Below are 22,788 nucleotides of genomic sequence, written 5' to 3'. Positions count from 1 at the left end.
CCATCTCCTCGCATCGGTAAAAGATGGGGAAGCGATCTCATTTAACTTTTCTCACTCAAAAACAGCTCATAAGCACGCTCTGCTGTTTCGTTATGATGAACGACAGCATGTACCGCTTTAATCATGGCTACCGGATCTTCTGACTGGAATATATTACGCCCCATATCTACGCCAGAAGCCCCCTGGTCAATCGCCTGATAGCACATTTCCAATGCTTCACGTTCAGGCAGTTTTTTACCGCCGGCGATGACAATCGGCACCGGACAACCTGCCGCAATACGCTCAAAACCTTTATCGACATAATACGTTTTGATAATTTGCGCCCCCATTTCCGCAGCGATACGCGTTGCCAGTGAAAAATAACGCTGGTCGCGAGCCATATCTTTACCCACCCCGGTCACTGCCATTATTGGCATCCCGACGCGTAACCCGGCATCAATCAGTTGAATAATATTTTTAATCGACTGATGTTCATGCTCACTACCAATATAAACCTGTGCGGCAGCAGCACAGCTATTCAACCGCACAGCGTCATCCATCGCCACCGCAACCGCCTCATTGCTTAATTCAGTGAGAATAGAATTCGCCCCGGACGCGCGTAAAACGACTGGTTTATTGATTGCCGGAGGTACCACACTGCGTAATATGCCGCGAGTACACATTAAGACATCAGCATATTCAAAGAGCGGCGCAATATTGATATCAATACGCTCAAGTCCGGTTGTCGGCCCCTGGAAATATCCATGGTCAAAGGCCAGCATGACCGTTTTTCTGGTTTTGGGGTTAAAAATCCTCGCCAGTCTGGACTGCATTCCCCAATCCAGCGCGCCACAGCCTTTTAATGCGAACAAAGTGTTAGTTTGTGGTTTATCGGTGTGAAAATCTTTGCCATCTTTAATATCATCTAAATCAGCCATTCTTTACTCCGTCGATACATAACAGTTATCAGAAATCATATTTGTCGATATTGTCTTTGTTGAAAATGACACGCTCCGGCAATAACACAATGCCGTTACCTTTTGCCTCATAGTGATATCCCTGCTCACTATTAGGTGAAACGGTGACTTTGCCGATGCCGGGAATATCCAGTGAATCACCGACATTCATTGGCATATTTTTCAGCAACGCATTGGCGACATATACGGAAATTTTTCCCTGTTGGACGACATCCCACAGGCCAAACTCTTTAACAGTGCCGCGCTGAACATAAGGGCGCATTACATTCGGCGTACTAAAACCAACAATCGCGAGATTATTGCGTTTAAGGTTCTCCGCCGCCTGTGCCGCAGCAGGTAAAGCGTTAGCGTCAGGCGCGATGATGGCATCCAGATCGGGATACGCTTTGATGATACCTTCCGCCGTCTGGAGCGATTTCGTGGCATCGTTATAGCCAAACTGGGTAGTGACTATCTCCCACCCCGGATGTTCCTGGCTAATTTTGGCTTTAGCTTCTTTTACCCACTGGTTCTGGTCGGTCACCGTTGGGCTGGAATAGAAGAAAGCGACTTTCGCTTTCTCTTTGTCCACCTGATGAGCGGCCATCTCTACCAGCATGCTGCCGAGCTGTTTTGGCGTCCCTTGATTAATATAGTAAGAACGGCACTCCGGCTTGGTATCGGAATCCCAGGTTAATATTTTCACGCCTCTTTGCATTGCCCGCTTCAACGCCGGGCACAGGCCGTCAGGCGAAACGGCAGAAACGATAATGGCGTCATACCCCTGATTGACAAAGTTATTCACCAGTTGAACCTGGCCTGAGACGCTGGGCTCTGTAGGGCCATCGTAAGTTACGTCAATGCCCAGCGCTTTTCCCGCTTCCTGCGCGCCATTGCCGCCACTGGTAAAAAAGCCCACGCCAACCAGTTTGGGAATAAAAGCAATCCGCTCTGCCGCCTGCACGGTCATTGCCGCAGATGCCAGACCAAACGCAGTGAGTAAGGCGATCATTTTAATGCTGTGTCTTGCCATTTTTTTCTCCATAAATTTCAAAAGGAAATCATGCCTGATGCGCATTGCGACGGCGTGAGTACCATTCAAGGATTTGGTGACGATGCAAACTGACGGAACGACCAACGACAACAACAATGAGAAGCGCACCGGACAATGCGCTGGAAATTTGATTCGGCACTCCGGCCATCTGTAGCCCCTGCTGTAAAAATCCCACCAGCAGCGCCGCCAACGCGGACCCCATAATCGACCCGGAGCCGCCATAAATATTGGCGCCTCCCAGCACAACCGCCGTAATGGCCGGCATCAGGAAAGAGGCGCCCAGATCCGAACGTGCGGAGCCAAAGTAAGAAACCAGTAATACGGCGGCGATAGCGGAGGCGCATCCGGTCATGGCATACACGGTATACAACGTGCGATTCACCGGGATCGCGCTGTACTGCGCGACACGGGCGCTCTGGCCAATCAGGAAAACGTTGCGTCCCATATGCGTGCGATGCATGAGCAGCCAGAAAAACAGACAGCACACAAGAAAAAAAATAAGCGGCATAGGAATACCAAGAAATGAAATATTGGCAAAGTCAGTGAACGCTGTGGGAAATCCACCAATACCTTCATAACCCGTGGCGCCAGCCATACCAGATAACAATAATGCGCTACCACCAAATAAATACATGGTTCCCAGGGTAATCACCAACGGGTTTACGCCGGTATAAATAATAAGTCCGGCATTTATCAGCCCACATATTGCGCCAAGTAGTAGGGTAATAATAATCGCTAAAGGTAGCGGCATACCGAGCTGAAACAGCACACCCAGGGTAATCGCGCATAGCCCGATTGTAGAACCAAATGAAATATCCATACCACCGCTGACAATAACCATTGTTAGCGGCAAAGCGACAATACCGATACAAATAAAATCGCTAGTGCTAAAAAGTAAGACATTAATATCTAATAAACGTGGATTAATCAGACCGAAAGCCAGAATTTCAAAGATCAATAAGGCTGCCAGCGCAATTTCCCAGCTATAGCGTCGCCATGGATTCATCATGCCACCTCTTTGTTTTTATTCTGTTGTGCGTGCGTTTTTGCTTCCGCCTGTAGTGGAGTGGGTGGTGATATAAAACGGGCATATTTCTGGCGGCGCAGATTGCGTTGTAATGCGCAACGCAGCCGCCCATCGAATACCAGTACGCCCAACAATACCAGGCCGGCAATAAAATCGTTCCACCAGGCGGGGATACGCAGCAGCACTAACACACTATCGATTTGCGTAAGAAAATAAGCGCCGAGAATAGCGCCGATGACCGTGCCTGACCCGCCTAACAGGCTAATTCCCCCCAATACGCAGGCCGCGATGGCTTTCATTTCCAGCCCCGTGCCGGTTTGATTGGGAATGAAACCAATCTGCGAGGCAAACACGATTCCAGCCAATGCCGCCATACCGCCATTAAGTGAAAATGCCATGATGCGTACCATCTCGGTACGGACACCCAATTGCCGGGCTCCCTGCAGGTTATCGCCGGTGGCGTAAAAATTGCGGCCAAAGGCGGTTTTCGCCAGGAGCCAGGCCATAAGCAGCGCTAACACCAGGGTAAACCAGCCGATTGCGGAAATTCCCAGAAACACCGGAGCAGAGAGTTGCTTTAAGCCTGCGGGTAATCCTTCAATCCATTTCCCCCCTGTCCATAGCAGCATGATCCCACGATACAAGCCCAGCGTTCCCAGCGTGGCGACAATGGCGGGTATCTTCAACCAGGCAACCAGTACGCCATTAAAAAATCCGGCGACAATTCCTAATATTAGTGTGGCCAGGCAGGCGACCGGCAGGCTATAGCCGGCGTTTAACATCACTCCCAGCAATACCGCGCACATGCCTGTCGTCGAGCCCACCGATACATCAATATTGCGGGTGAGCATTACCATCGTCGCGCCAATCGCCAACAGCATCAAAATTTGCGCGCTACTGAAAACCATTGTCAGCGTTTGCACGCTCAAATACTGGCTATCCAGCGCGCCAGGAAACACGAATAAACAGACTATTGCCAGCAGTGCCGTCGCTTCCCGGTTATTTTGGATGAATTTCAACATGTTGCCTCCGACGCACCATGTTCGCCAAACGCAACGTGCATGATGGTATCAACGTTAATTTCCTCGCCGCATAACGCAGGCCCCCCCAGTTCCCCCTGGTGCATGACATATACGCGATCGGCCATCTGCTCTATCTCTTCCAGATCGGAGGAAATAAACAGCACTGCGACATTTTGTTGCGCGATACTGCGCAACAGCTGATAAATATCGCTGCGGGCGGAGACATCGACACCGCGGGTCGGTTCATCGACAATCAGTAATTGCGGAGAGGCCTCCAGGCATTTGGCAATCAATACTTTTTGCTGGTTACCGCCGGATAAAGTACGCGCCGCCTGTTCGGCATTATTGAGTTTGATATTTAACGCGCGGTGGTAACGTTCAAGGGTGGCGTTATCCCGCTGGGGCTTTATCCAAAATCCTTTTTGGTTGTGGGTCAGCGAACAGACATTCCATGCCAGGGAAGCATCAAGATACAGCCCGGATGACTGCCGATCTTCCGGCAAATAGACCAGGCCGAGTTGCAACCGCTGTTGGGTTGTCAGGGCGTTAATTTCTTCACCATTGAACAGCATCCGCCCCGCATTGACCGGTCTAATACCGTACAGCGTTTCAGCCAGTTCTGTGCGTCCCGCGCCGACCAACCCGGCCAGACCAAGGATTTCGCCTGCCCGCACCTCAAGGTTGATATTCATAAAACCTTCGCCCGTCAGTGACTCCAGCGCTAATACCGTCGCGCCGCGTTCGTTCTGCGGGCGGCTGCCAGGCAATTCCAGCCACAACTTTTGATTCGCAGAAAGACTGACGCCCTGCGTTGCCGGGGTGATAGCTTGAATAATCTCGTCGGTAGAAAGGTCATGCGTTTTTCCGAATAATGCGATTTTACCGTCACGCATCACGCTAACGCAGTGAGCTAACTGTCTAATTTCTGGTAGCTTATGAGAAATAAATACAATTCCGACACCCTTTTTCAGCAACTCTTGCAGACGCGTAAATAACCGGTCAGTTTCGGCTGGCGTTAACGACGCCGTGGGCTCATCAAGAATTAAGATTCGCGAGTCGCGCATCAAGCCGCGCATAATTTCAACGATCTGGCGGTCTGCAACATCAAGCGTACCCGCAGCGCTCGCCGGATCGAGTTGGCATCCCATCGCCTTTAATAGCTGCTGCATTTTTTCCGTGGAGGCCTGACGTCCCTGCAAGCCAAACAAGATATTTTCCCGCACAGATAAACTTGGAAATAACAGAGGCTCCTGGGGAACCAGGTAAATGCCATACTGGTGCGCCTTCAGAGGCGTTAAATGACTGCAACGCACACCAGCAATATCGATAGTCCCTCCATCTGGCGGGACTATACCGGCAATAATCTTCATTAATGTTGATTTACCCGCACCATTGCCGCCAAGCAATGCGTGCACCTCTCCCGCATGCAGAGTAAAGTCAATTCCCTTTAGTACTTCGACGCCGGAATAACTTTTATAAATGTTCTGCACACAAATCAGAGGGGATGCAGTATTGTGACTGATTTGCATGTTGCCTCCGCTCCCTCAATGTTGACTGACGGGACTGAACAAATGTTTTTTGAAAAAGAAATTGTTCAAAACGGTAGTAGTTATTTGGTCAAAAAACTCTCATCCAGATCACGTTTTCTGAATAAATGAATTTTTAGATGATAAATGTTCAGATTTGACGCGTTTTTGTGGCGTTAATCACGGTTATTTCGGAGTGATAACTGAACAATTGTGTTAATGATTTAGAAATGTTCAAAGTAAAGCCAGGTTATGACAATGAGCGATAATACGTTGGTATCTGATTATGGAATGTGCGAAGAAGAGCAGGTGGCGCGTATTGCCTGGTTCTACTATCACGATGGATTGACGCAGAGTGAAATCAGCGAGCGTCTGGGGCTAACCCGGCTAAAGGTTTCTCGTCTGCTGGAGAAAGGGCATCAGTCCGGTATTATTCGCGTACAAATCAACTCCCGCTTTGAAGGGTGTCTTGAGTATGAAAATGCCTTGCGCAACCACTTCGCATTGCAGAATATCCGCGTGCTGCCGGCATTACCCGATGCCGATATTGGTCTGCGCTTAGGAATCGGCGCCGCCCATATGTTGATGGAGTCTCTGCGGCCACAGCAACTGCTGGCCGTCGGCTTTGGCGAAGCCACGATGACCACATTAAAACGCCTCAGCGGATTTATCTCGGCGCAACAAATCCGACTGGTCACGTTATCCGGCGGCGTGGGGCCGTATATGACCGGAATAGGCCAGCTTGATGCCGCTTGTAGCGTAAGTATTATGCCCGCGCCGCTGCGCGCATCATCGCAGGAAATTGCCTGCACGCTGCGCAATGAAAATAGCGTGCGGGATGTGATGCTCACAGCGCAAGCTGCCGATGCCGCCATCGTGGGGATTGGGGCAATTAACCAGAAAGATCAAGCCAGTATCTTAAAATCCGGTTATATCACTCAGGGTGAACAACTCATGATTGGCCGCAAAGGCGCAGTAGGCGATATTCTGGGCTATTTTTTTGATGCTCATGGCGAAATTATTCCAGACATCAAAATCCATAACGAATTAATTGGCCTGAAGTTAAATTCACTTTCCACGATCCCAACCGTGATTGGCGTCGCCGGCGGCGAACAAAAAGCAGAAGCTATTATTGCCGCTATGCGCGGTAACTATATCAATGCGCTGGTTACCGATCAGAAAACCGCAGGGAAAATAATTCAACTTATTGAAAAATAACAAATAAAATAACACTTACCTCAATTCAATAAACAATAACTGACAGGATTTTATGTAACGATGTAAAAATAGCCGAGGATAAAAAAATGGCTCGACTCTGTACCCATACTGAATCAGGACATTACCTGATGGCTCTTGACGCCGGTACCGGTAGCGTCAGAGCAGTAATTTTTGATCTACAAGGAAAGCAAATAGCTGTCGGTCAAGCGGAATGGCAGCATCTGGCCGTGCCGGATGTGCCTGGTTCGATGGAGTTTGATCTTGCCAAAAACTGGCAACTGGCTTGCCAGTGTATCCGTCAGGCACTACAGAAAGCCGCCATCCCTGCAACGGCTATCGCTGCCGTATCGGCCTGCTCGATGCGTGAAGGCATTGTTATTTATGACAGTAACGGCGAACCAATTTGGGCCTGCGCTAATGTTGACGCCCGCGCGGCGCACGAAGTCAGTGAATTAAAAGAGCTGCACGATAACACCTTTGAGGAGGAAGTTTATCGTTGCTCCGGGCAAACGCTGGCGCTCAGCGCTATTCCGCGTCTGCTCTGGCTTGCCCACCATCGTCCGGATATTTATCATCGCGCGTCAACCGTCACTATGATCAGCGACTGGATGGCCTTTATGCTCAGTGGCGAACTGGCGGTCGATCCCTCCAACGCAGGCACGACGGGGTTATTGGATCTGGTGACCCGCAACTGGAAACGTAGTCTGTTACAGATGGCGGGCCTGCGTTCTGACATTCTCTCGCCGGTAAAAGAAACCGGGACGCTGCTCGGTCACATTTCACAGAAAGCGGCTGAACAGTGCGACCTGCAAGCGGGTACGCCGGTCATCGTTGGCGGCGGCGATGTGCAGTTAGGCTGTCTGGGGCTGGGCGTCGTACGCCCGGCGCAAACGGCCGTGCTGGGCGGAACCTTCTGGCAACAGGTCGTCAATCTTCCCGCGCCGGTCACCGACCCAAACATGAACGTTCGCATCAATCCTCATGTGATCCCCGGTATGGTACAAACCGAGTCTATCAGCTTTTTTACTGGGTTAACGATGCGTTGGTTCCGCGACGCCTTTTGCGCCGAGGAAAAACTAATCGCTGAAAGGTTAGGTATTGATGCGTATTCCCTGCTGGAAGATATGGCCAGCCGGGTGCCTCCCGGCGCGTACGGTGTGATGCCCATCTTCTCTGACGTTATGCGTTTTAAACGCTGGTACCATGCCGCGCCGTCGTTTATCAATCTGTCTATCGATCCTGAAAAGTGTAATAAAGCGACCCTATTTCGCGCGCTGGAAGAGAATGCCGCCATTGTTTCCGCCTGCAATTTACAGCAAATTGCCGCGTTTTCCGGCGTACAGGCCGACTCGCTGGTTTTTGCCGGTGGAGGATCTAAAGGCAAATTATGGAGCCAAATCCTTGCCGACGTTACGGGACTCACCGTTCACGTACCTGTCGTCAAAGAAGCTACCGCGCTAGGGTGCGCTATTGCCGCAGGCGTTGGCGTGGGTATCTGGCCATCGCTGGCGGAAACGGGAGAAAAGCTAGTGCGCTGGGATCGGGAGCATAAACCTAATCCTGAAAATTTCGCTGTCTATCAGCAGGCCAGAGAAAAATGGCAGGCCGTTTATCAGGATCAACGCGCGCTGGTCGATGGTGGCTTAACGACATCCCTCTGGAAAGCGCCAGGCCTGTAACAGGAGAATAAGCATGCAAAAAACGAATGAGAAGAATCATGAATACCGCTTTGGCGATAATGGCCCTAAATACTTAATCCGTGGGCCGGGCTGCGATATGGGCGTCGTCATACTACAACCAGGGCAGTCATTCCCTAACCATCGCCATAATACCGCTTGTGAGGTTTTTTATACCCTAAGCGGTGAAGTGTGCCTGTATCTGGAAGGAACACCTCATATCCTGCAAACTGGAGATGTTTTACAGTGCGAACCTGGGGAGGCGCATTATCTCATTAATAACGGCGATAAACCCTGGAAAGGCGTGTTTATTAAATCGCCGCATCTGGAAAATGACAGCCACCCCGCAGATCCACCGGCCTGGTAACGCCCGCGCCATCGCCAGATTTTGCCGGATAGCGCCACGAGAGCCTTGTCCGGCCTCCAAACGGCATTCGTTAATGCAATATCAAGCTGTCATTTGATGACCTGTTGGTTCAAGATATCACACTGATGATCCTGAATTTCCTCGGCAGAAGCGCGATTGAAGATCAGTAAATTACGCTCGGTCGCCAGCAAGACAAAAGAGCCATCGCTTTGGCGTACCACCGCCAGCGCGATACATCACAGCATCCCCGCCCGCGCAGGAACTTTCCCTGGTCCCATCGCCACCACAGCAGCAAAAAATAGCAGTGCGGTCATAAACTCCGGCAGTAGCGAAGTCGCCCACAGAAGGATAGTAATGCCAACCATGATGGAAGGGAGGAACAGAGGATGGGGCAACCAAAGCGACATACCTGTCTCCTGACGATTTTTTCAGCAAGAATACGACGGACAGTCAGGCAGGTAAACGCCAGATATAGTGGGGTTATCGCAAGATTAAGCGGACAGATCAGTGATAATGAATTTCACCAAAGTATTCAGACAGCACGTAATAGCGGCAATACTCAAAAGGGCTGTCCTTCCCGGCCTGAAACGTCTGTCTGGCGACGGATAACAGCGGTTTATTGGCGGCGATTTGCAATTTTTCGCACAGGTCAGCGGAAGGTAAAATCGCCTCAACTTTTTCTATCGCCGAGTCGCTTGTGACGTTTAATAACGAATAAAGCGACGTATGCTCCAGCGCCTGCGGTGTAAGTTGCAGATCGGGAAAGAAGCTAAGATCGAGATAGATCTTTTCATGGTTAAACGGACGGTTATTCAGGCAACGAATACGCGAAATATAGAGATACTGATGCTGTGCGGGCAGGCTCAAGCCGTCTGCCTGAGCGTCGCGCGCGCGGCGCGGCGCGATTTCCAGAATACGGTTCTCAATCGCCACGCTGGCGTCCTGGAGATCGCGGGTAATACCGCGAAACGTGTGCCCGTAGCTCACGCCTTCCGGTACCGAGCACACCACCGAACCACTCCCGCGCTGGGAGGAAATAATACCCGCATTGATTAATTCGCTCCATGCCTGTTTAACCACAATCAGCGAGACGTTGTAGGCTCTGGCAATCTCTTTTTGCGTCGGCAGCTGGCTGCCTAAAGGCAAAGACCCGTTCTGGATCTGCTGACAGATGATAAAAAATAGTTGCTTATAAAGCGGAGTAAAGCTCGTTTTATCAACCTGCAAGCTGCGCACCTCACGTCTTCGCCAGCAGGGGACGTTTTACCGTCCCCGGCAGGGTGAATTCGCTACCCTGCGATTTGCCTGGCCAGTTCTGCCAAATCGAAATGATTCATACGATCCAAAGTCGTTAAATAATCGGCGGGAAAAGCCTCCACGCCATGGAATGCGCCGGAAATCGCCCCGACCATGGTGGCGACAGTATCAGTATCATTGCCGATATTAACGCCGGAGATAATAGCATCTACGGCAGAATTCGGACAACACGCGAACAGGCCAAAGGCCGCCGGCACCGCTTCACTCACGTGCAGCCCGGAGCCAATAATATCAGCAAGTTCCACCACCGCCGTTTCCCAATGGCGATGACGTTTACCGATATCTACGGCCAGCTCAATGCGTCGGGCAACGGAAGGCCCGGCCACCATCATCGCCCCTTGCTCCTGCGCCAGCAGATAGCCCCTTTGCGCACCGTAAATACCGGCGGCAATAATGCTGTCTGCGTTGGTCTGCGCTCTTAACGCCTCGCTGGTTGCCGCCGCCATCGCCGCTGCGCCGGACATCGCCAGCACGTTATTATGCGTAAAACGGCAAATCTGCAGTGCGCAGTCAATCGCCGCGTCAATATCACCCGGATGCAGCACCGCCGCTGGCCAAATCTTCATGGCGGCGCCGTTCGTTGCCTCCGCGTTACCCTTATTAATAATCTGTACCGACTGTTTTTCACCTTCCAGCTCACCCTGTAAAGAGGCGCGGTTATCATTGAATATTGCCTTCATTGCCGCACGCGTCGTCGGGCCGGTAAAGTTGGCGTAGTACGGGTAATCCAGCCACTGCTGGAAAGCCTCGCGCATCGCCTCGTCGCTGACCTGGCGTTGATGGCGCAGCAGCGCATCCATGATGTACTTCGCCTGAATAAAATCATCCGTGCACATCCCCGCTTCGTTGCAGCGGCCAAACGTGTCCGCTGGCGGTTTTTGAAAGGTCGTCACCCAGCCGCCAAAATAGTCTTTTATTTGCTGCTGGGTGCGTACTTCCGTCGCGGCTCCCATCGCGTCCGCGGCGGCGGCGCCCACCAGGCATCCCAGTATTTTGTTTTGATCAACGTGCATGATGACTCCTTATTTCACGGTCATGGCTTGTGCCAGCGAATGGCTGGAAAGAAAAGTGTTGAGTTGGTCAGGAAACGGCAGAGCGGTCATTGCGCCTTTTGCCGTCACCGCCATAGCGCCGCAGGCATTGGCATTGCTGATGGCTTCCGCCAGCAGGGCATGATCCCAGCAATTTGCGCGGGAAAGGGTGAACAGCAGGCCGCCGACAAAAGCATCGCCTGCCCCGGTGGTATCGACGACATCGACGCGTGGTGCGGGAAAATGGAACTCCCCCTCGGCGGTAATCAACAGCGCGCCATCGGCCCCCAGCGAAATGATCGTGGTGTCACAGCCTAGATCGCGCAGGTAATAACGCGCATCCTGCCAGTGACTGGCCCCACTGAGCTGGCACAGCTCATCTGCCGAGACTTTGCAGATAGAAGCCAGTGCGGCGGACCGGGCGATCAGTTCAGGGATTTCATCAGTATTCCCCCACATTTTGCTGCGCAGATTGACGTCAAACAGTACGTAACCACCCGCTTCACGCATTCTTCTCGCTCCCTCAAGGCACGCTTCGCGAGCGGGCCTGTCGGTGAGGCCAATTGAGCTGAAGTAAAACCATTCGTGCTGCCTGAACGGCGGCAGGTCCTGCGGCGAGACGTAGGTATCGGCACCAGGATGCACCAGATAGGTAAAACTACGCTCCCCATCAGCCGTCAGGTTGACGATCAGCACCGCGCTGGTCAGGGCCGGATCCATGCGTAGAAACGTGACATCCACGCCGTTATCCTGAAAAACCTGGCGCAGAAAACGGCCGGCGTCATCATCACCAAGACAACCGATAAAACCGCACTCCCCGCCCAGCCTGGCAACACATACCCCCACGTTCGCCGACGCTCCGCCGGGGCATTTCAGATAGCTGTTCTGTTTTTCCGGCACCAGATCAACGGAGGCATCGCCGATAACCCAAACCTTATTCATGGCCTTCATTTGCGCCTCCTTATGCCTGCTTCTGCGCCAGGGCAAGCTGAATATCACGATAATATTCGTTATTAATCAGATACTTTTTCATAAGCAGCCCAACCGCAAGATGGAACAGTGCCGGAATAAGCGTCATCATCAGCGCAATACCGGTGAGCGAACGTGCGGTCTGTTCAACATCGGCTTGATAGCCAAAGTGGCTCAGCAGGAATCCGAGTATCCCGCCCGCGATCCCCATCCCAAACTTCTGGAAGAAGAGGATGCCGCCAAACGCCAACCCGGAAACGCGCAGACCGGTTTTCTTCTCTCCATAATCCACCGCTTCGGCGATAGAGGACCAGAACACCGGCATTTGCATATCGCAGAAGAAATTAATAAGAAAATAGAACGCAAACGCCAGGATAAGATTTTCACGCCCGACGGAGAAATACATCAGCGCGCTCAGGATAAAGGTAATAATCTGGGTGTAGCGGAACATCTTAATTTTGTCCCAGAACTTGGTTATCCAGGTGGTAGCGATCATCGCTAAAATAGAGGCAACGACGCCGGTAGTCAGGAAGGGTGAAATCAGACTATCTCCGCCGTTCAGATAATACTTGGCGTAATAAGCGGCAACGGAACCGCGAATAACATAACCGCACATCAGCAGCAGAATAACAACGCCGAGAATAATCCACTGATCGTTGCGTAACAGATATTTAAACTGTTTCCCCACCGATAACGACGTAATTTCCGGCTCGCTGCGTTCACGCGTGGTAAGAAAACAGAAGATAAACAGCAAGGCGCCCATCGCCCCCATCAGCCCCATCGAAAACTGGTAACCCAGCGCCTTGTTGCCCTGCCCCAGCCAGACGGCAAGCATCGGTACGACGATAGTCACCAGAAAAGCGGCAATCTTGGTCATCACAAAGCGATAACCGTTGGCGCTTAACCGTTCGACGGGGTCGCTGGTAATCACGCCAATCATCGAAATATAGGGAATGGTGATCGCGGTATAGACCAGGGTCATAAGAATATAGGTGCCATAGGCCCACGCCAGCTTGGCCATATAAGCCATATCAGGCGTAATAAACATCAAATACACGGCGAAACCAAAAGGAATGGCAAACCACAGCAGCCACGGGCGGTAACGCCCCCAGCGCGTATTCAGTTTATCGGTCAGAACCCCCATGGCCGGATCGATAATGGCATCAATCATCCGCACAACCACAAACAGTACGCCAACATCAGCGGCGCTCAGGCCGTAGATATCGGTATAGAAATAGGCGAGGAGCAGCTGCATGGCGATAATCACAACGTTTATCGCCATATCTCCCGCGCCGAAGCCGATTTTTTCCACGATAGAAAGTTTCATGTTGATATTCCTTTACGCTTAACAGCGCAAATCTGGTGAACAATTAATGATGTCACTACATGAAATAAAAACGTTTTTATATAAGCCATCCACCAGACAATCTATGGAGGCTATGAAGAGAGTGTAACTAACCACCAAAAGATATAAAGGTATACCTTTATATCTTTTGATCGGTTTCACATATTTTTATAGACACGATCTTACCCCAGTTTTAAACCGGGATAAGAATCAATAAGATAATGAGCAGGGGGGTGTAACGAAAATCAGCGGGAAGACAAAATGGCGCAACTATGGTCCTGAATCTCTTCCGCCGATGCGCGATTAAGCGTCAGCAGGTTACGCTCGGTCGCCAGCAGGACAAAAGAGTCGTCGCTTTGGCGTACCACCGCCAGCGCATAGCGTCCCATATGATCGCGCGCTTCCGGCACCTCTTCCGCCAGCATCATAAACGGACTACGCTGCGCCAGTTCGCTCTCGGTTACCCGGCGCGCCAGGTATTCATGCCCCATCAGGCCACCCGGCAGCGGAAGCCAGCGAGTGCTGATGCGCGTGAGATCGTTATCCAGTTGTTCCCGAACGTCAGGACGGATGCAAGAAATATGGATATGCAAATGGTCCTGTGAACGACCAAGCCGCGAATTAATCGCCAGCGAGACCGCGCTATCCGGAATATCATGCCCGTATTTTTTACTCATATAGCCGCGAGCCTGCCAGGCCAGCCAGAAAAAGTTGGGCGTAGCGGATTCCAGCAATAGCGGGCTTTCTGTACCGTTGATACGGTAGGTGGGCATCAATAAATATTGCAACGGACCGTGACGATCTTTAAAGACGACATAGCCAGCGCGAGGTTTGACTTCCGCGCACGGCGCTGGGTTTTGATGCTGTAACTGATCGGGCAGGCATTGTTCAAGCACGATTTCCCGTAATGCATCAGGGTTGCCGGAAAATTTCCAGTAACCGACGCCCGCCGCGGCGACAATCACTATCACCGCCAGTAAAAAGTAGCCTGTTTTTTTCATGATATGCGTTCCCTGTGACCCATAGACGGGGAAGAGTAACGCAAAATTGTGGCAAAGAAAAAACCCGGTAACATAATACGTTACCGGGTTTATAAACGGTTTAGCGTTTGCTGATTTGGTCGAACGTACCGCCATTAGCGAAGTGATCTTTTTGCGCCTTCGCCCAGCCGCCAAACACCTCGTCAATGGTGAACAGCTTCAGCTTCGGAAACGCATCGTCGTATTTTTTCGCCACGTCAGCATCGCGCGGACGGTAGAAGTTTTTCGCTGCTATCTCCTGCCCTTCCGGCGAGTAGAGATACTTCAGATACGCTTCCGCCACCGCATTCGTCCCTTTCTTCTCAACGACTTTATCCACCACGGAAACGGTCGGCTCTGCGAGAATAGATTCACTCGGGGTCACTATCTCGAATTTATCTTTACCCAGTTCGTTCGTCGCCAGCAGCGCTTCGTTTTCCCAGGCAATCAGCACATCACCGATACCGCGTTCAACGAAAGTATTGGTTGAGCCGCGCGCGCCAGAGTCCAGCACTTCAACGTTTTTAAACAGGGCTTTGACAAAGTCCTGCGCTTTGGCCTGATCGTTATTGTTGTGGTGCAGGGCGTAGCCCCATGCCGCCAGATAGTTCCAGCGGGCGCCGCCGGAGCTTTTCGGGTTTGGCGTAATCACCGACACACCGGGTTTAATCAGATCGTTCCAGTCATGAATTTGTTTTGGATTGCCTTTGCGGACCAGGAAAACGATGGTTGAAGTGTAAGGTGCTGAGTTATCCGGCAGACGCTTGATCCAGTTTTTATCGATACGACCACGTTCAGCAATAGCGTCCACATCGTAAGCCAGCGCCAGCGTCACGACATCGGCTTCAATGCCGTTAATGACGGAAGTCGCCTGTTTACCCGAACCGCCGTGCGATTGGCGGATCACGACGTTGTCGCCGGTTTCCTGCTTCCAGTGCGCGCTAAACGCTTTGTTGTACTGCTCGTACAGCTCACGCGTTGGATCGTACGATACGTTAAGTAACTGAATATCCTTTGCCAGAATGCTGGTTGACGCCAGCAATAATGTGAATCCCACGCCCCACTTTTTCATCGCCCGACTCGCTTATGTTGTGTTGTGATGAGCAAAGCGTGCCAGAAAGCGATCCAAACATTAAAGAATAAAAAAAGATTGGCTATAACTTCGAGGAATAAATCTGAGGGATTGCCGGATGGCGGCTAGCGCCTAATCCGGCCTACACGTTTCCGCAACCTGTAGGCCTGATAAGCGTAGCGCCATCAGGCGCGCAAAAACAATCAGTACAGTTTTTTCGCGCACTCCATCCAGTCGCTTTTGAACGGACGCTTCATGTTTTCAATCGCATCGATGATGTCATGATGAACAAGCTGCTCGTTCTGGATACCGACACAACGACCGCCATGGCCTTCCAGCAGCAGGTCAATAGCATACGCGCCCATACGGGAAGCCAGAATGCGATCGTAAGGTACCGGGGAACCACCGCGCTGAATGTGGCCGAGCACCGTCGCACGCGTCTCACGGCCCGTTTCTTTTTCAATAAAGTGCGCCAGTTCGTCAACATCGCACATATGCTCAGTAATAGCGACGATAGCGTGTTTTTTCCCTTTCGCGATCCCGGCTTTGATTTCGGCCACCAGATCTTCGCGATTAAATTCAACTTCCGGCACCACGATAAACTCACAGCCGCCAGCAATAGCCGCCGCCAACGTCAGGTCGCCGCAATAACGGCCCATCACCTCAACGATAGAGATACGCTGGTGAGAAGAGGAGGTGTCACGCAGACGGTCAATCGCTTCCACTACAGTGCCGAGAGCAGTGAAATAGCCGATAGTGTAGTCGGTGCCTTTGATGTCGTTATCGATAGTGCCTGGCAGACCGATGCACGGGAAGCCCATTTCAGTCAGACGTTTTGCACCCATATAAGAACCGTCGCCGCCAATAACTACCAGCGCATCGATACCGCGTTTTTTCAGGTTTTCGATCGCGACAGCGCGAATATTTTCGTCACGGAATTCCGGGAAACGGGCAGAACCGAGGAAAGTACCGCCACGGTTGATCATGTCAGATACGCTGTAACGGTCAAGCTGAACCATACGATCTTCATACAGGCCCAGATAGCCGTCATAAATGCCCATGACTTCCAGCCCTTCCGTCAACGCTGCGCGCACAACACCGCGGATTGCCGCGTTCATGCCCGGCGCATCACCGCCGCTTGTCAACACACCGATTTTCTTAATCATGACTACCTCTGAACTTTGGAATGCAAAATGAAATCTATTGCCGGAAGCCGATTTCGCACTTCGAAACGATCCAACGAATATACAGATAGTATAACAATCCCTTCCTGCTGAATTGATTCAGGTCAGGCCAAATGGCGGTAATTTATACACAAAATGCTGGCCTGGCTCACTTTTTAACAATCAATTATACAAGCTCGAACTTCCTGCCTTCCCTGGGGACGACTGAACAGGGATCCTGATGAATAATGACATCTGAACCCGGAAAACGCCGCAAAATCGCCTGCTCTACCTGGTCAGCCACAAAATGCGCCTGAACGAGCGGCAGATTATCTTCCATTTCCAAATGAATCTGAATAAAGCGAGTCGGCCCTGACTGCCGCGTGCGGAGATCGTGCGCGCCGCTGACTCCCGGCCATGACGTCACGATATCAATAATTTCCTGTCGTTCCGCATCGGGCAGCGCGCGATCCAATAATGACTGCACCGCCTCATACCCCATACGTAACGCGCTATACAAAATATAGATGCCGATACCTAACGCAAACAGGGCATCCGCACGATGCCAACCGTACCAGGATAACCCCAGCGCGATAAGAATCGCTCCGTTCATCATAACATCAGACTGATAATGAAGCATATCCGCCCGTACCGCCTGACTTTGGGTCTTGCGTACCACCCAGCGCTGAAACGTGACCAGTATAATAGTGCATATCAGAGCGATGACGGTAACGCCAATCCCCACGCCGGGGTCGTTCATTGGCGTCGGCTTAATCAGATTCTGAATACTGGTCAAAAACAGAAACAACGCCGAACCGGAAATAAACATACTTTGCGCCAGCGCCGCCAGCGACTCCGCTTTACCGTGCCCAAACGTGTGTTCATCATCTGCGGGTTGCAGCGAATAACGCACGACCAACAAATTCGTCAATGACGCGGCAATATCCACCAGCGAGTCCACCAACGCCGCCAGAATACTCACCGATCCCGTATACCACCACGCAAAAATTTTGATCAAAAGTAACGCTGATGCCATCGCCGTTGCCGCGATAGCCGCCCGGCTAACCAGCCGTCCATAGGTTTGATTCATAAATACTCCCGCTATCTTCTGCCGGTAGTATAACGGATGGTTTAAAACAGTAAGCTAATAACAGAATGACAAACTGGAGATAAAAAAAACCCCCACATCATGTGGGGGAAGACAGGGATGGTGTCTATGGCAAGGAAAACAGGGTTGTTACTGGGAACGTGAGTTGCTACTACTCAATAATTTCAACGATGAACTTTTTTGCCATTGCGCCACGTCGCGCAGTTGCTCCATTCGTTGCTGATGCTTTTCATTCAAAACCGCTTGCTGCTCCGGCGTTAACAGGCGATACATCTGGTTACGCACGCGGGCCATTTCGACCTGGCGGGCAACCTGCTCTTGCGCCATTTTTTCTGCCTGAGCGCGCACAGCGCTTTCATCAAATTTTTCTGCGGTGACAAGCCGATGCATTGTCTCCATTTCGCTAACATTAACAGGAGGCTGTTCGTGCCTTGCCTGTTGCATAAGATCTCGCATCTGCTGACGCTGATGTTCGGTTAAACTTATGCCGTCAAACATATGATTTTGCGCGCTACGCTGCGTGGCCCCGTCACCGGGGTGCCAGTTATCGCTTGTAACAACTTCAGCTGCGTGGCTTAAAAAACTGAATGCCAGCGTTGAGGCCATAACAGCAGCGGTAACTTTGCGCATCGCTTGCTCCCAAAATCTTTTCTGTCGCGATTCAACGAGAGACAGTTTACGATTCGGGCTGCAAACATGCGTCAGGGGGTGTAAAACAACGTAAAGTCATGGATTAGCGACGCCTGATGACGTAATTTCTGCCTCGGAGGTACGTAAACAATGAATAAAATCCTGTTAGTTGATGATGACCGAGAGCTGACTTCCCTGTTAAAAGAGCTCCTCGAAATGGAAGGTTTTAATGTCCTGGTGGCCCATGACGGCGAGCAGGCGCTTGAGCTTTTGGATGACAGCATCGATTTACTTTTGCTTGACGTCATGATGCCGAAGAAAAACGGTATCGATACGTTGAAAGCGCTTCGCCAGACACACCAGACGCCTGTCATTATGCTGACCGCGCGCGGCAGCGAGCTGGATCGCGTTCTCGGCCTTGAGCTGGGCGCGGACGACTATTTACCCAAACCATTTAACGACCGCGAGCTGGTAGCGCGCATCAGGGCTATTTTGCGCCGTTCCCACTGGAGCGAACAGCAGCAGAGCAGCGACAACGGCTCGCCGACGCTGGAAGTTGATGCGCTAAGCCTTAATCCGGGTCGCCAGGAAGCCAGTTTCGATGGCCAAACGCTGGAGCTGACCGGTACGGAATTCACCCTGCTCTATTTGCTGGCGCAACACCTCGGCCAGGTGGTTTCCCGTGAACATTTAAGTCAGGAAGTGCTGGGTAAGCGCCTGACGCCGTTCGATCGCGCCATTGATATGCATATTTCTAACCTGCGCCGCAAACTGCCGGAACGCAAAGACGGTCACCCGTGGTTTAAAACATTGCGTGGTCGCGGCTATCTGATGGTTTCCGCTTCATGATAGGAAGTTTAACCGCGCGCATCTTCGCCATCTTCTGGTTGACGCTGGCGCTGGTGCTAATGCTGGTACTGATGTTGCCCAAGCTCGATTCACGCCAGATGACCGAGCTGCTGGACAGCGAACAGCGCCAGGGATTGATGATAGAGCAACATGTAGAAGCTGAACTTGCGAACGATCCGCCCAACGACCTGATGTGGTGGCGTCGCCTGTTCCGCGCAATCGATAAGTGGGCGCCGCCTGGACAGCGGTTATTACTGGTGACCTCTGAAGGACGCGTGATCGGCGCTGAACGTAGCGAAATGCAGATCATTCGTAACTTCATTGGTCAGGCGGATAACGCCGATCATCCGCAGAAGAAAAAATATGGCCGCGTAGAGATGGTGGGGCCGTTCTCCGTTCGCGACGGAGAGGATAATTACCAGCTTTACCTGATTCGACCGGCCAGCAGTTCGCAATCCGATTTTATTAATCTGCTGTTTGACCGCCCGCTCCTGTTGCTCATTGTCACGATGCTGGTCAGTTCGCCGCTCTTGCTATGGCTGGCATGGAGTCTGGCGAAACCGGCGCGTAAGTTGAAAAACGCGGCTGATGAAGTGGCGCAAGGCAACCTGCGTCAGCATCCGGAGCTGGAGGCGGGTCCGCAGGAGTTCCTCGCCGCTGGCGCCAGTTTTAACCAGATGGTGACGGCGCTGGAACGGATGATGACCTCGCAGCAGCGTTTGCTGTCAGACATCTCCCATGAGCTGCGAACGCCCCTTACGCGCCTGCAACTGGGTACCGCGCTGCTGCGTCGTCGTGGCGGCGAAAGCAAAGAGCTGGAGCGTATTGAAACCGAAGCGCAGCGTCTGGACAGCATGATCAATGACCTGCTGGTGATGTCGCGTAACCAACAGAAAAATGCGCTGGTCAGCGAAACGATGAAAGCCAATCAGCTATGGGGCGAAGTGCTGGATAACGCCGCCTTTGAAGCCGAACAGATGGGCAAGTCGTTAACGGTAAATTATCCGCCGGGGCCGTGGCCGCTCTATGGCAACCCAAACGCGCTGGAAAGCGCGCTGGAAAATATAGTTCGTAATGCGCTGCGCTATTCACATACGAAGATTGAAGTCGGCTTCTCGGTGGATAAAGACGGTATTACGATCACGGTCGATGACGACGGGCCGGGCGTCAGCCCTGAAGACCGCGAGCAGATCTTCCGTCCGTTCTATCGCACTGATGAGGCGCGCGACCGCGAGTCTGGCGGCACCGGGCTGGGGCTGGCGATTGTCGAAAGCGCCATGCAGCAGCACCGCGGCTGGGTGAAGGCTGACGATAGCCCGCTCGGCGGGTTGCGGCTCACGCTGTGGCTACCGCTGTACAAGCGAACCTAAAAACCATCGGCCTGCGAATGCAGGCCGATTTTTTATCTCGCCGTCGAGATTTACCGGGAAATGTCTGGCGCCAGAATCCACTCGGCGCTGTCGTTCCACACGTCCATCCGGGTAATTTTGCCATCGCGCACTTCGAAGCGGTCGATAAAGCGGTTATCGGCAAACGGGCGACCGTCGGGCCATTCGCCATACAACGTACCGTTGGAATAAATCACAACGTAATCATCATGCTGCACCGCATCAAACTCGCCCAGCGCCTTCTTCACCCACTTGTAGCGAGCGCCGTTAAACTGCGCGATATCTGCCGCGCCCGCCATCGCCCGGCCTCCGGTGAAGGTAATTTTCACCTCCGGGTGCATATACGTTGCGGCACGTTCAGCATCGGGAATCATCGAGGCCACCAAAAATTCTTTTACGATCGCCACCGCATTTTCAGCTTCAGTCATAATCCTTCCTTTCATTTTGGCGGAGTTTTATCCCCCCACAGTCGTCTGGCGCTATCTTCAATTTTGCCGCTCAAACGACGCTTTTGCATGGTGCGGCTCCAGCTCGCCGACAGCCCGGCGGCGCTCAACAGCCGGTGATATTGTTCGTCATCAAACGGCATAGACCAGGCGATAACACCCGCTTCATGAACCGAGACATCGCTCAGACGCGACGCCAGTTCCAGCTGCGCATCGCTGGAGACCTTACCTGGCGCAATGACCCGATACAGCCAGCCGGTTTTTCCGCTGTTCTGCATAAGGAGGGCCATGTCGCTGATGGCAAAGTGGAAATTAAGTTTAAAGCATGGAGAGCGCGGCTGAGTGACCTGGATCAACGCCTCGCCCCAGCGGTAGATGTCGCCAATAAACACGTTGTGTTCGGTCATTCCGTCCGTCGACAGATTCTCGCCAAACGCCGGGGCGCAAAACAGCGTCGCCTGCTCGGGGAACTGGCGAATCCAATCAGCATAGTGTTCACGGGGGTAATGGCACAGGGCGCGGTCGGGGCCGCCGTGGATTTTCTTTTCGGCCTGCTGATCGCCTGCCAGACCCAGCTCGGTCAGCATGAGTTCGCCGTCGATTTGCACCTTGGCGATAGCGCTCGGGCGGCTGCCGTCATAGTCACGAATTTTGCCAATAAACACGTCAACCGGATAATGCATCTGCTGCTCCTTACGCGGATACAAAAAAAGCGAGTCATCAGACTCGCTTCTACAGACGTGCAATGCAAATTATTTTTTAGCGGCGAAACGCGCTGCTGCTTCGTCCCAGTTCACCACGTTCCAGAACTCTTTGATGTAGTCCGGGCGGCGGTTCTGGAATTTCAGGTAGTAAGCGTGTTCCCACACGTCCAGGCCCAGGATCGGGAAGCCGGAAGCGCCGGAAATGGCTTCACCCATCAGCGGGGAATCCTGGTTTGCGGTAGAAACCACAGCCAGTTTGTCGCCTTTCAGCACCAGCCACGCCCAGCCGGAGCCGAAACGGGTTGCTGCTGCTTTTTCGAATTCAGCTTTGAAGTTGTCAACGGAACCGAAGTCACGCTCGATAGCCGCTTTCAGATCGCCCTGCAGAGTGGTGCCTTTTTTCAGCCCTTTCCAGAACAGGCTGTGGTTAGCGTGGCCGCCGGCGTTGTTACGCAGCACGGTTTTTTTGTCCGCTGGCACCTGGTCCAGTTTAGTAATCAGTTCTTCAACCGGCAGGTCAGCAAACTCAGGCAGGTTTTCCAGCGCCGCGTTAGCGTTGTTGACATAGGTTTGATGGTGTTTGGTGTGGTGAATCTCCATCGTCTGCTTATCGAAGTGCGGTTCCAGTGCATCATAAGCGTACGGCAGGGATGGCAGTGTATAACTCATAATCATCTCCATTATTGTCGAGCGGCACAGTGTTAACGCCGCGTAAGCAGTTGGTTCATTATAGTTAATTAAATGATATTGAAAATGATTATCAATGCCGTACTTTTTCCAGGGTTATAAACGTTACGGCATCCGCTGAAAAAAATCGTTTTTTACGCCTCCAACCGAAACCGCCTGTTGATGAATTCCTGGAAATCATGAAATGTGAAACAGGGTTTCAAAATCTTTCTTTTGGTGCCAATTTTTGTCAGCG

Annotated in this window: 22 protein-coding genes and 2 pseudogenes; 5 read left to right on the top strand and 19 right to left on the bottom strand. The window is 52.0% G+C overall.

Features of this window, described 5'->3' with window-relative positions:
- Nucleotides 1-41 precede the first annotated feature (41 nt).
- From lsrF to lsrA, 5 genes are read right to left on the bottom strand one after another with little or no spacing between them, the layout of a single operon-like run.
- The gene (gene lsrF / locus ACLJTG_RS20380; protein ID WP_000774147.1) at nucleotides 42-917 is read right to left on the bottom strand and encodes a 3-hydroxy-5-phosphonooxypentane-2,4-dione thiolase; all 876 of its coding nucleotides are present in this window, start codon (nucleotides 915-917) and stop codon (nucleotides 42-44) included.
- Nucleotides 918-945: 28 nt separating this feature from the next.
- A complete protein-coding gene (gene lsrB, locus ACLJTG_RS20375) occupies nucleotides 946-1,968 on the bottom strand; it encodes an autoinducer 2 ABC transporter substrate-binding protein LsrB (protein ID WP_000090737.1) in 1,023 nt (340 codons plus the stop codon).
- 28 nt (nucleotides 1,969-1,996) lie between these two features.
- The gene (lsrD, locus tag ACLJTG_RS20370) at nucleotides 1,997-2,998 is read right to left on the bottom strand and encodes an autoinducer 2 ABC transporter permease LsrD (protein WP_000981826.1); all 1,002 of its coding nucleotides are present in this window, start codon (nucleotides 2,996-2,998) and stop codon (nucleotides 1,997-1,999) included.
- Nucleotides 2,995-4,038 carry an autoinducer 2 ABC transporter permease LsrC gene (gene lsrC, locus ACLJTG_RS20365; RefSeq protein ID WP_000911133.1) on the bottom strand — a complete coding sequence of 348 codons (1,044 nt, stop codon included), beginning with the start codon at nucleotides 4,036-4,038 and terminating at the stop codon, nucleotides 2,995-2,997. Before lsrC ends, lsrD begins: the two co-directional genes overlap by 4 nt.
- A complete protein-coding gene (lsrA, locus tag ACLJTG_RS20360; protein WP_001167248.1) occupies nucleotides 4,032-5,567 on the bottom strand; it encodes an autoinducer 2 ABC transporter ATP-binding protein LsrA in 1,536 nt (511 codons plus the stop codon). Before lsrA ends, lsrC begins: the two co-directional genes overlap by 7 nt.
- Nucleotides 5,568-5,822: 255 nt before the next feature.
- On the opposite strand from lsrA, the gene lsrR reads away from it, so the two are divergent.
- From lsrR to ACLJTG_RS20345, 3 genes are all read left to right on the top strand, one after another.
- Nucleotides 5,823-6,782, top strand: a complete 960-nt coding sequence (gene lsrR, locus ACLJTG_RS20355; RefSeq protein WP_001283049.1) for a transcriptional regulator LsrR — start codon at nucleotides 5,823-5,825, stop codon at nucleotides 6,780-6,782.
- A gap of 86 nt (nucleotides 6,783-6,868) precedes the next feature.
- Nucleotides 6,869-8,461 carry an autoinducer-2 kinase gene (gene lsrK, locus ACLJTG_RS20350; protein ID WP_000113084.1) on the top strand — a complete coding sequence of 531 codons (1,593 nt, stop codon included), beginning with the start codon at nucleotides 6,869-6,871 and terminating at the stop codon, nucleotides 8,459-8,461.
- Nucleotides 8,462-8,474: 13 nt separating this feature from the next.
- Complete coding sequence (locus ACLJTG_RS20345; RefSeq protein WP_001173083.1) at nucleotides 8,475-8,825, top strand: cupin domain-containing protein; 351 nt, start codon at nucleotides 8,475-8,477, stop codon at nucleotides 8,823-8,825.
- A gap of 89 nt (nucleotides 8,826-8,914) precedes the next feature.
- On the opposite strand, the pseudogene ACLJTG_RS20340 reads toward ACLJTG_RS20345, so the two are convergent.
- The 11 genes and pseudogenes from ACLJTG_RS20340 to cpxP form a co-directional block, all read right to left on the bottom strand.
- A pseudogene (locus ACLJTG_RS20340) lies at nucleotides 8,915-9,055 on the bottom strand (CDP-diacylglycerol diphosphatase); the annotation flags it as partial.
- A 51-nt stretch (nucleotides 9,056-9,106) separates the two neighbouring features.
- A pseudogene (locus ACLJTG_RS20335) lies at nucleotides 9,107-9,232 on the bottom strand (hypothetical protein); the annotation flags it as partial.
- A gap of 97 nt (nucleotides 9,233-9,329) precedes the next feature.
- On the bottom strand, nucleotides 9,330-10,052 hold the full coding sequence (locus tag ACLJTG_RS20330) for a GntR family transcriptional regulator (RefSeq protein WP_079798575.1): 723 nt from the start codon (nucleotides 10,050-10,052) through the stop codon (nucleotides 9,330-9,332).
- Nucleotides 10,053-10,114: 62 nt separating this feature from the next.
- On the bottom strand, nucleotides 10,115-11,155 hold the full coding sequence (locus tag ACLJTG_RS20325) for an ADP-ribosylglycohydrolase family protein (protein ID WP_000557882.1): 1,041 nt from the start codon (nucleotides 11,153-11,155) through the stop codon (nucleotides 10,115-10,117).
- A 9-nt stretch (nucleotides 11,156-11,164) separates the two neighbouring features.
- Nucleotides 11,165-12,124 carry an aminoimidazole riboside kinase gene (locus tag ACLJTG_RS20320; protein ID WP_000646507.1) on the bottom strand — a complete coding sequence of 320 codons (960 nt, stop codon included), beginning with the start codon at nucleotides 12,122-12,124 and terminating at the stop codon, nucleotides 11,165-11,167.
- Nucleotides 12,125-12,134: 10 nt separating this feature from the next.
- Nucleotides 12,135-13,469: an MFS transporter gene (locus tag ACLJTG_RS20315; RefSeq protein ID WP_000777316.1), complete on the bottom strand. Its 1,335-nt coding sequence runs from the start codon at nucleotides 13,467-13,469 to the stop codon at nucleotides 12,135-12,137.
- Nucleotides 13,470-13,732: 263 nt separating this feature from the next.
- The gene (locus ACLJTG_RS20310; protein ID WP_079951463.1) at nucleotides 13,733-14,488 is read right to left on the bottom strand and encodes a CDP-diacylglycerol diphosphatase; all 756 of its coding nucleotides are present in this window, start codon (nucleotides 14,486-14,488) and stop codon (nucleotides 13,733-13,735) included.
- A gap of 100 nt (nucleotides 14,489-14,588) precedes the next feature.
- Complete coding sequence (locus ACLJTG_RS20305; RefSeq protein WP_000758714.1) at nucleotides 14,589-15,578, bottom strand: sulfate ABC transporter substrate-binding protein; 990 nt, start codon at nucleotides 15,576-15,578, stop codon at nucleotides 14,589-14,591.
- A 203-nt stretch (nucleotides 15,579-15,781) separates the two neighbouring features.
- Nucleotides 15,782-16,744, bottom strand: coding sequence for a 6-phosphofructokinase (pfkA, locus tag ACLJTG_RS20300; RefSeq protein ID WP_000591793.1), 963 nt, complete (start codon nucleotides 16,742-16,744; stop codon nucleotides 15,782-15,784).
- A 184-nt stretch (nucleotides 16,745-16,928) separates the two neighbouring features.
- Nucleotides 16,929-17,831 carry a CDF family cation-efflux transporter FieF gene (gene fieF / locus ACLJTG_RS20295; RefSeq protein ID WP_001077321.1) on the bottom strand — a complete coding sequence of 301 codons (903 nt, stop codon included), beginning with the start codon at nucleotides 17,829-17,831 and terminating at the stop codon, nucleotides 16,929-16,931.
- Nucleotides 17,832-17,978: 147 nt separating this feature from the next.
- A complete protein-coding gene (gene cpxP, locus ACLJTG_RS20290) occupies nucleotides 17,979-18,479 on the bottom strand; it encodes a cell-envelope stress modulator CpxP (protein WP_001233463.1) in 501 nt (166 codons plus the stop codon).
- Nucleotides 18,480-18,629: 150 nt separating this feature from the next.
- Between cpxP and cpxR the strand changes: the two genes are divergently transcribed.
- Both cpxR and cpxA read left to right on the top strand, forming a co-directional pair.
- On the top strand, nucleotides 18,630-19,328 hold the full coding sequence (cpxR, locus tag ACLJTG_RS20285) for an envelope stress response regulator transcription factor CpxR (protein WP_001033731.1): 699 nt from the start codon (nucleotides 18,630-18,632) through the stop codon (nucleotides 19,326-19,328).
- A complete protein-coding gene (cpxA, locus tag ACLJTG_RS20280; RefSeq protein ID WP_000580402.1) occupies nucleotides 19,325-20,698 on the top strand; it encodes an envelope stress sensor histidine kinase CpxA in 1,374 nt (457 codons plus the stop codon). Before cpxR ends, cpxA begins: the two co-directional genes overlap by 4 nt.
- 50 nt (nucleotides 20,699-20,748) lie before the next feature.
- Here cpxA and ACLJTG_RS20275 read toward each other — a convergent pair whose 3' ends face one another.
- The 3 genes from ACLJTG_RS20275 to sodA all read right to left on the bottom strand — a co-directional run bounded on the left by ACLJTG_RS20275 (nucleotide 20,749) and on the right by sodA (nucleotide 22,535).
- Nucleotides 20,749-21,144 (bottom strand): nuclear transport factor 2 family protein, encoded by a 396-nt coding sequence (locus ACLJTG_RS20275; RefSeq protein ID WP_000133441.1) that lies wholly within the window; start codon nucleotides 21,142-21,144, stop codon nucleotides 20,749-20,751.
- A gap of 11 nt (nucleotides 21,145-21,155) precedes the next feature.
- The gene (gene yiiM / locus ACLJTG_RS20270) at nucleotides 21,156-21,845 is read right to left on the bottom strand and encodes a 6-hydroxyaminopurine reductase (RefSeq protein WP_023237331.1); all 690 of its coding nucleotides are present in this window, start codon (nucleotides 21,843-21,845) and stop codon (nucleotides 21,156-21,158) included.
- Between the two features lie 69 nt (nucleotides 21,846-21,914).
- On the bottom strand, nucleotides 21,915-22,535 hold the full coding sequence (sodA, locus tag ACLJTG_RS20265; RefSeq protein WP_000122632.1) for a superoxide dismutase [Mn]: 621 nt from the start codon (nucleotides 22,533-22,535) through the stop codon (nucleotides 21,915-21,917).
- Between the last annotated feature and the right edge of the window lie 253 nt (nucleotides 22,536-22,788).

It is taken from the genome of Salmonella sp. SAL00672 (assembly GCF_046552175.1).
Classification (GTDB): Bacteria; Pseudomonadota; Gammaproteobacteria; order Enterobacterales; family Enterobacteriaceae; genus Salmonella; species Salmonella enterica.
This window is presented reverse-complemented; position numbering and strand designations above follow the sequence as displayed.

Bases quoted from the DNA above. Each gene is read 5' to 3' on its own strand.
- lsrF (WP_000774147.1), bottom strand. From the start codon at position 917: ATGGCTGATTTAGATGATATTAAAGATGGCAAAGATTTTCACACCGAT.
- lsrB (WP_000090737.1), bottom strand. From the start codon at position 1,968: ATGGCAAGACACAGCATTAAAATGATCGCCTTACTCACTGCGTTTGGT.
- lsrD (WP_000981826.1), bottom strand. From the start codon at position 2,998: ATGATGAATCCATGGCGACGCTATAGCTGGGAAATTGCGCTGGCAGCC.
- lsrC (WP_000911133.1), bottom strand. From the start codon at position 4,038: ATGTTGAAATTCATCCAAAATAACCGGGAAGCGACGGCACTGCTGGCA.
- lsrA (WP_001167248.1), bottom strand. From the start codon at position 5,567: ATGCAAATCAGTCACAATACTGCATCCCCTCTGATTTGTGTGCAGAAC.
- lsrR (WP_001283049.1), top strand. From the start codon at position 5,823: ATGAGCGATAATACGTTGGTATCTGATTATGGAATGTGCGAAGAAGAG.
- lsrK (WP_000113084.1), top strand. From the start codon at position 6,869: ATGGCTCGACTCTGTACCCATACTGAATCAGGACATTACCTGATGGCT.
- ACLJTG_RS20345 (WP_001173083.1), top strand. From the start codon at position 8,475: ATGCAAAAAACGAATGAGAAGAATCATGAATACCGCTTTGGCGATAAT.
- ACLJTG_RS20325 (WP_000557882.1), bottom strand. From the start codon at position 11,155: ATGCACGTTGATCAAAACAAAATACTGGGATGCCTGGTGGGCGCCGCC.
- ACLJTG_RS20320 (WP_000646507.1), bottom strand. From the start codon at position 12,124: ATGAAGGCCATGAATAAGGTTTGGGTTATCGGCGATGCCTCCGTTGAT.
- ACLJTG_RS20315 (WP_000777316.1), bottom strand. From the start codon at position 13,469: ATGAAACTTTCTATCGTGGAAAAAATCGGCTTCGGCGCGGGAGATATG.
- ACLJTG_RS20310 (WP_079951463.1), bottom strand. From the start codon at position 14,488: ATGAAAAAAACAGGCTACTTTTTACTGGCGGTGATAGTGATTGTCGCC.
- ACLJTG_RS20305 (WP_000758714.1), bottom strand. From the start codon at position 15,578: ATGAAAAAGTGGGGCGTGGGATTCACATTATTGCTGGCGTCAACCAGC.
- pfkA (WP_000591793.1), bottom strand. From the start codon at position 16,744: ATGATTAAGAAAATCGGTGTGTTGACAAGCGGCGGTGATGCGCCGGGC.
- fieF (WP_001077321.1), bottom strand. From the start codon at position 17,831: ATGAATCAAACCTATGGACGGCTGGTTAGCCGGGCGGCTATCGCGGCA.
- cpxP (WP_001233463.1), bottom strand. From the start codon at position 18,479: ATGCGCAAAGTTACCGCTGCTGTTATGGCCTCAACGCTGGCATTCAGT.
- cpxR (WP_001033731.1), top strand. From the start codon at position 18,630: ATGAATAAAATCCTGTTAGTTGATGATGACCGAGAGCTGACTTCCCTG.
- cpxA (WP_000580402.1), top strand. From the start codon at position 19,325: ATGATAGGAAGTTTAACCGCGCGCATCTTCGCCATCTTCTGGTTGACG.
- ACLJTG_RS20275 (WP_000133441.1), bottom strand. From the start codon at position 21,144: ATGACTGAAGCTGAAAATGCGGTGGCGATCGTAAAAGAATTTTTGGTG.
- yiiM (WP_023237331.1), bottom strand. From the start codon at position 21,845: ATGCATTATCCGGTTGACGTGTTTATTGGCAAAATTCGTGACTATGAC.
- sodA (WP_000122632.1), bottom strand. From the start codon at position 22,535: ATGAGTTATACACTGCCATCCCTGCCGTACGCTTATGATGCACTGGAA.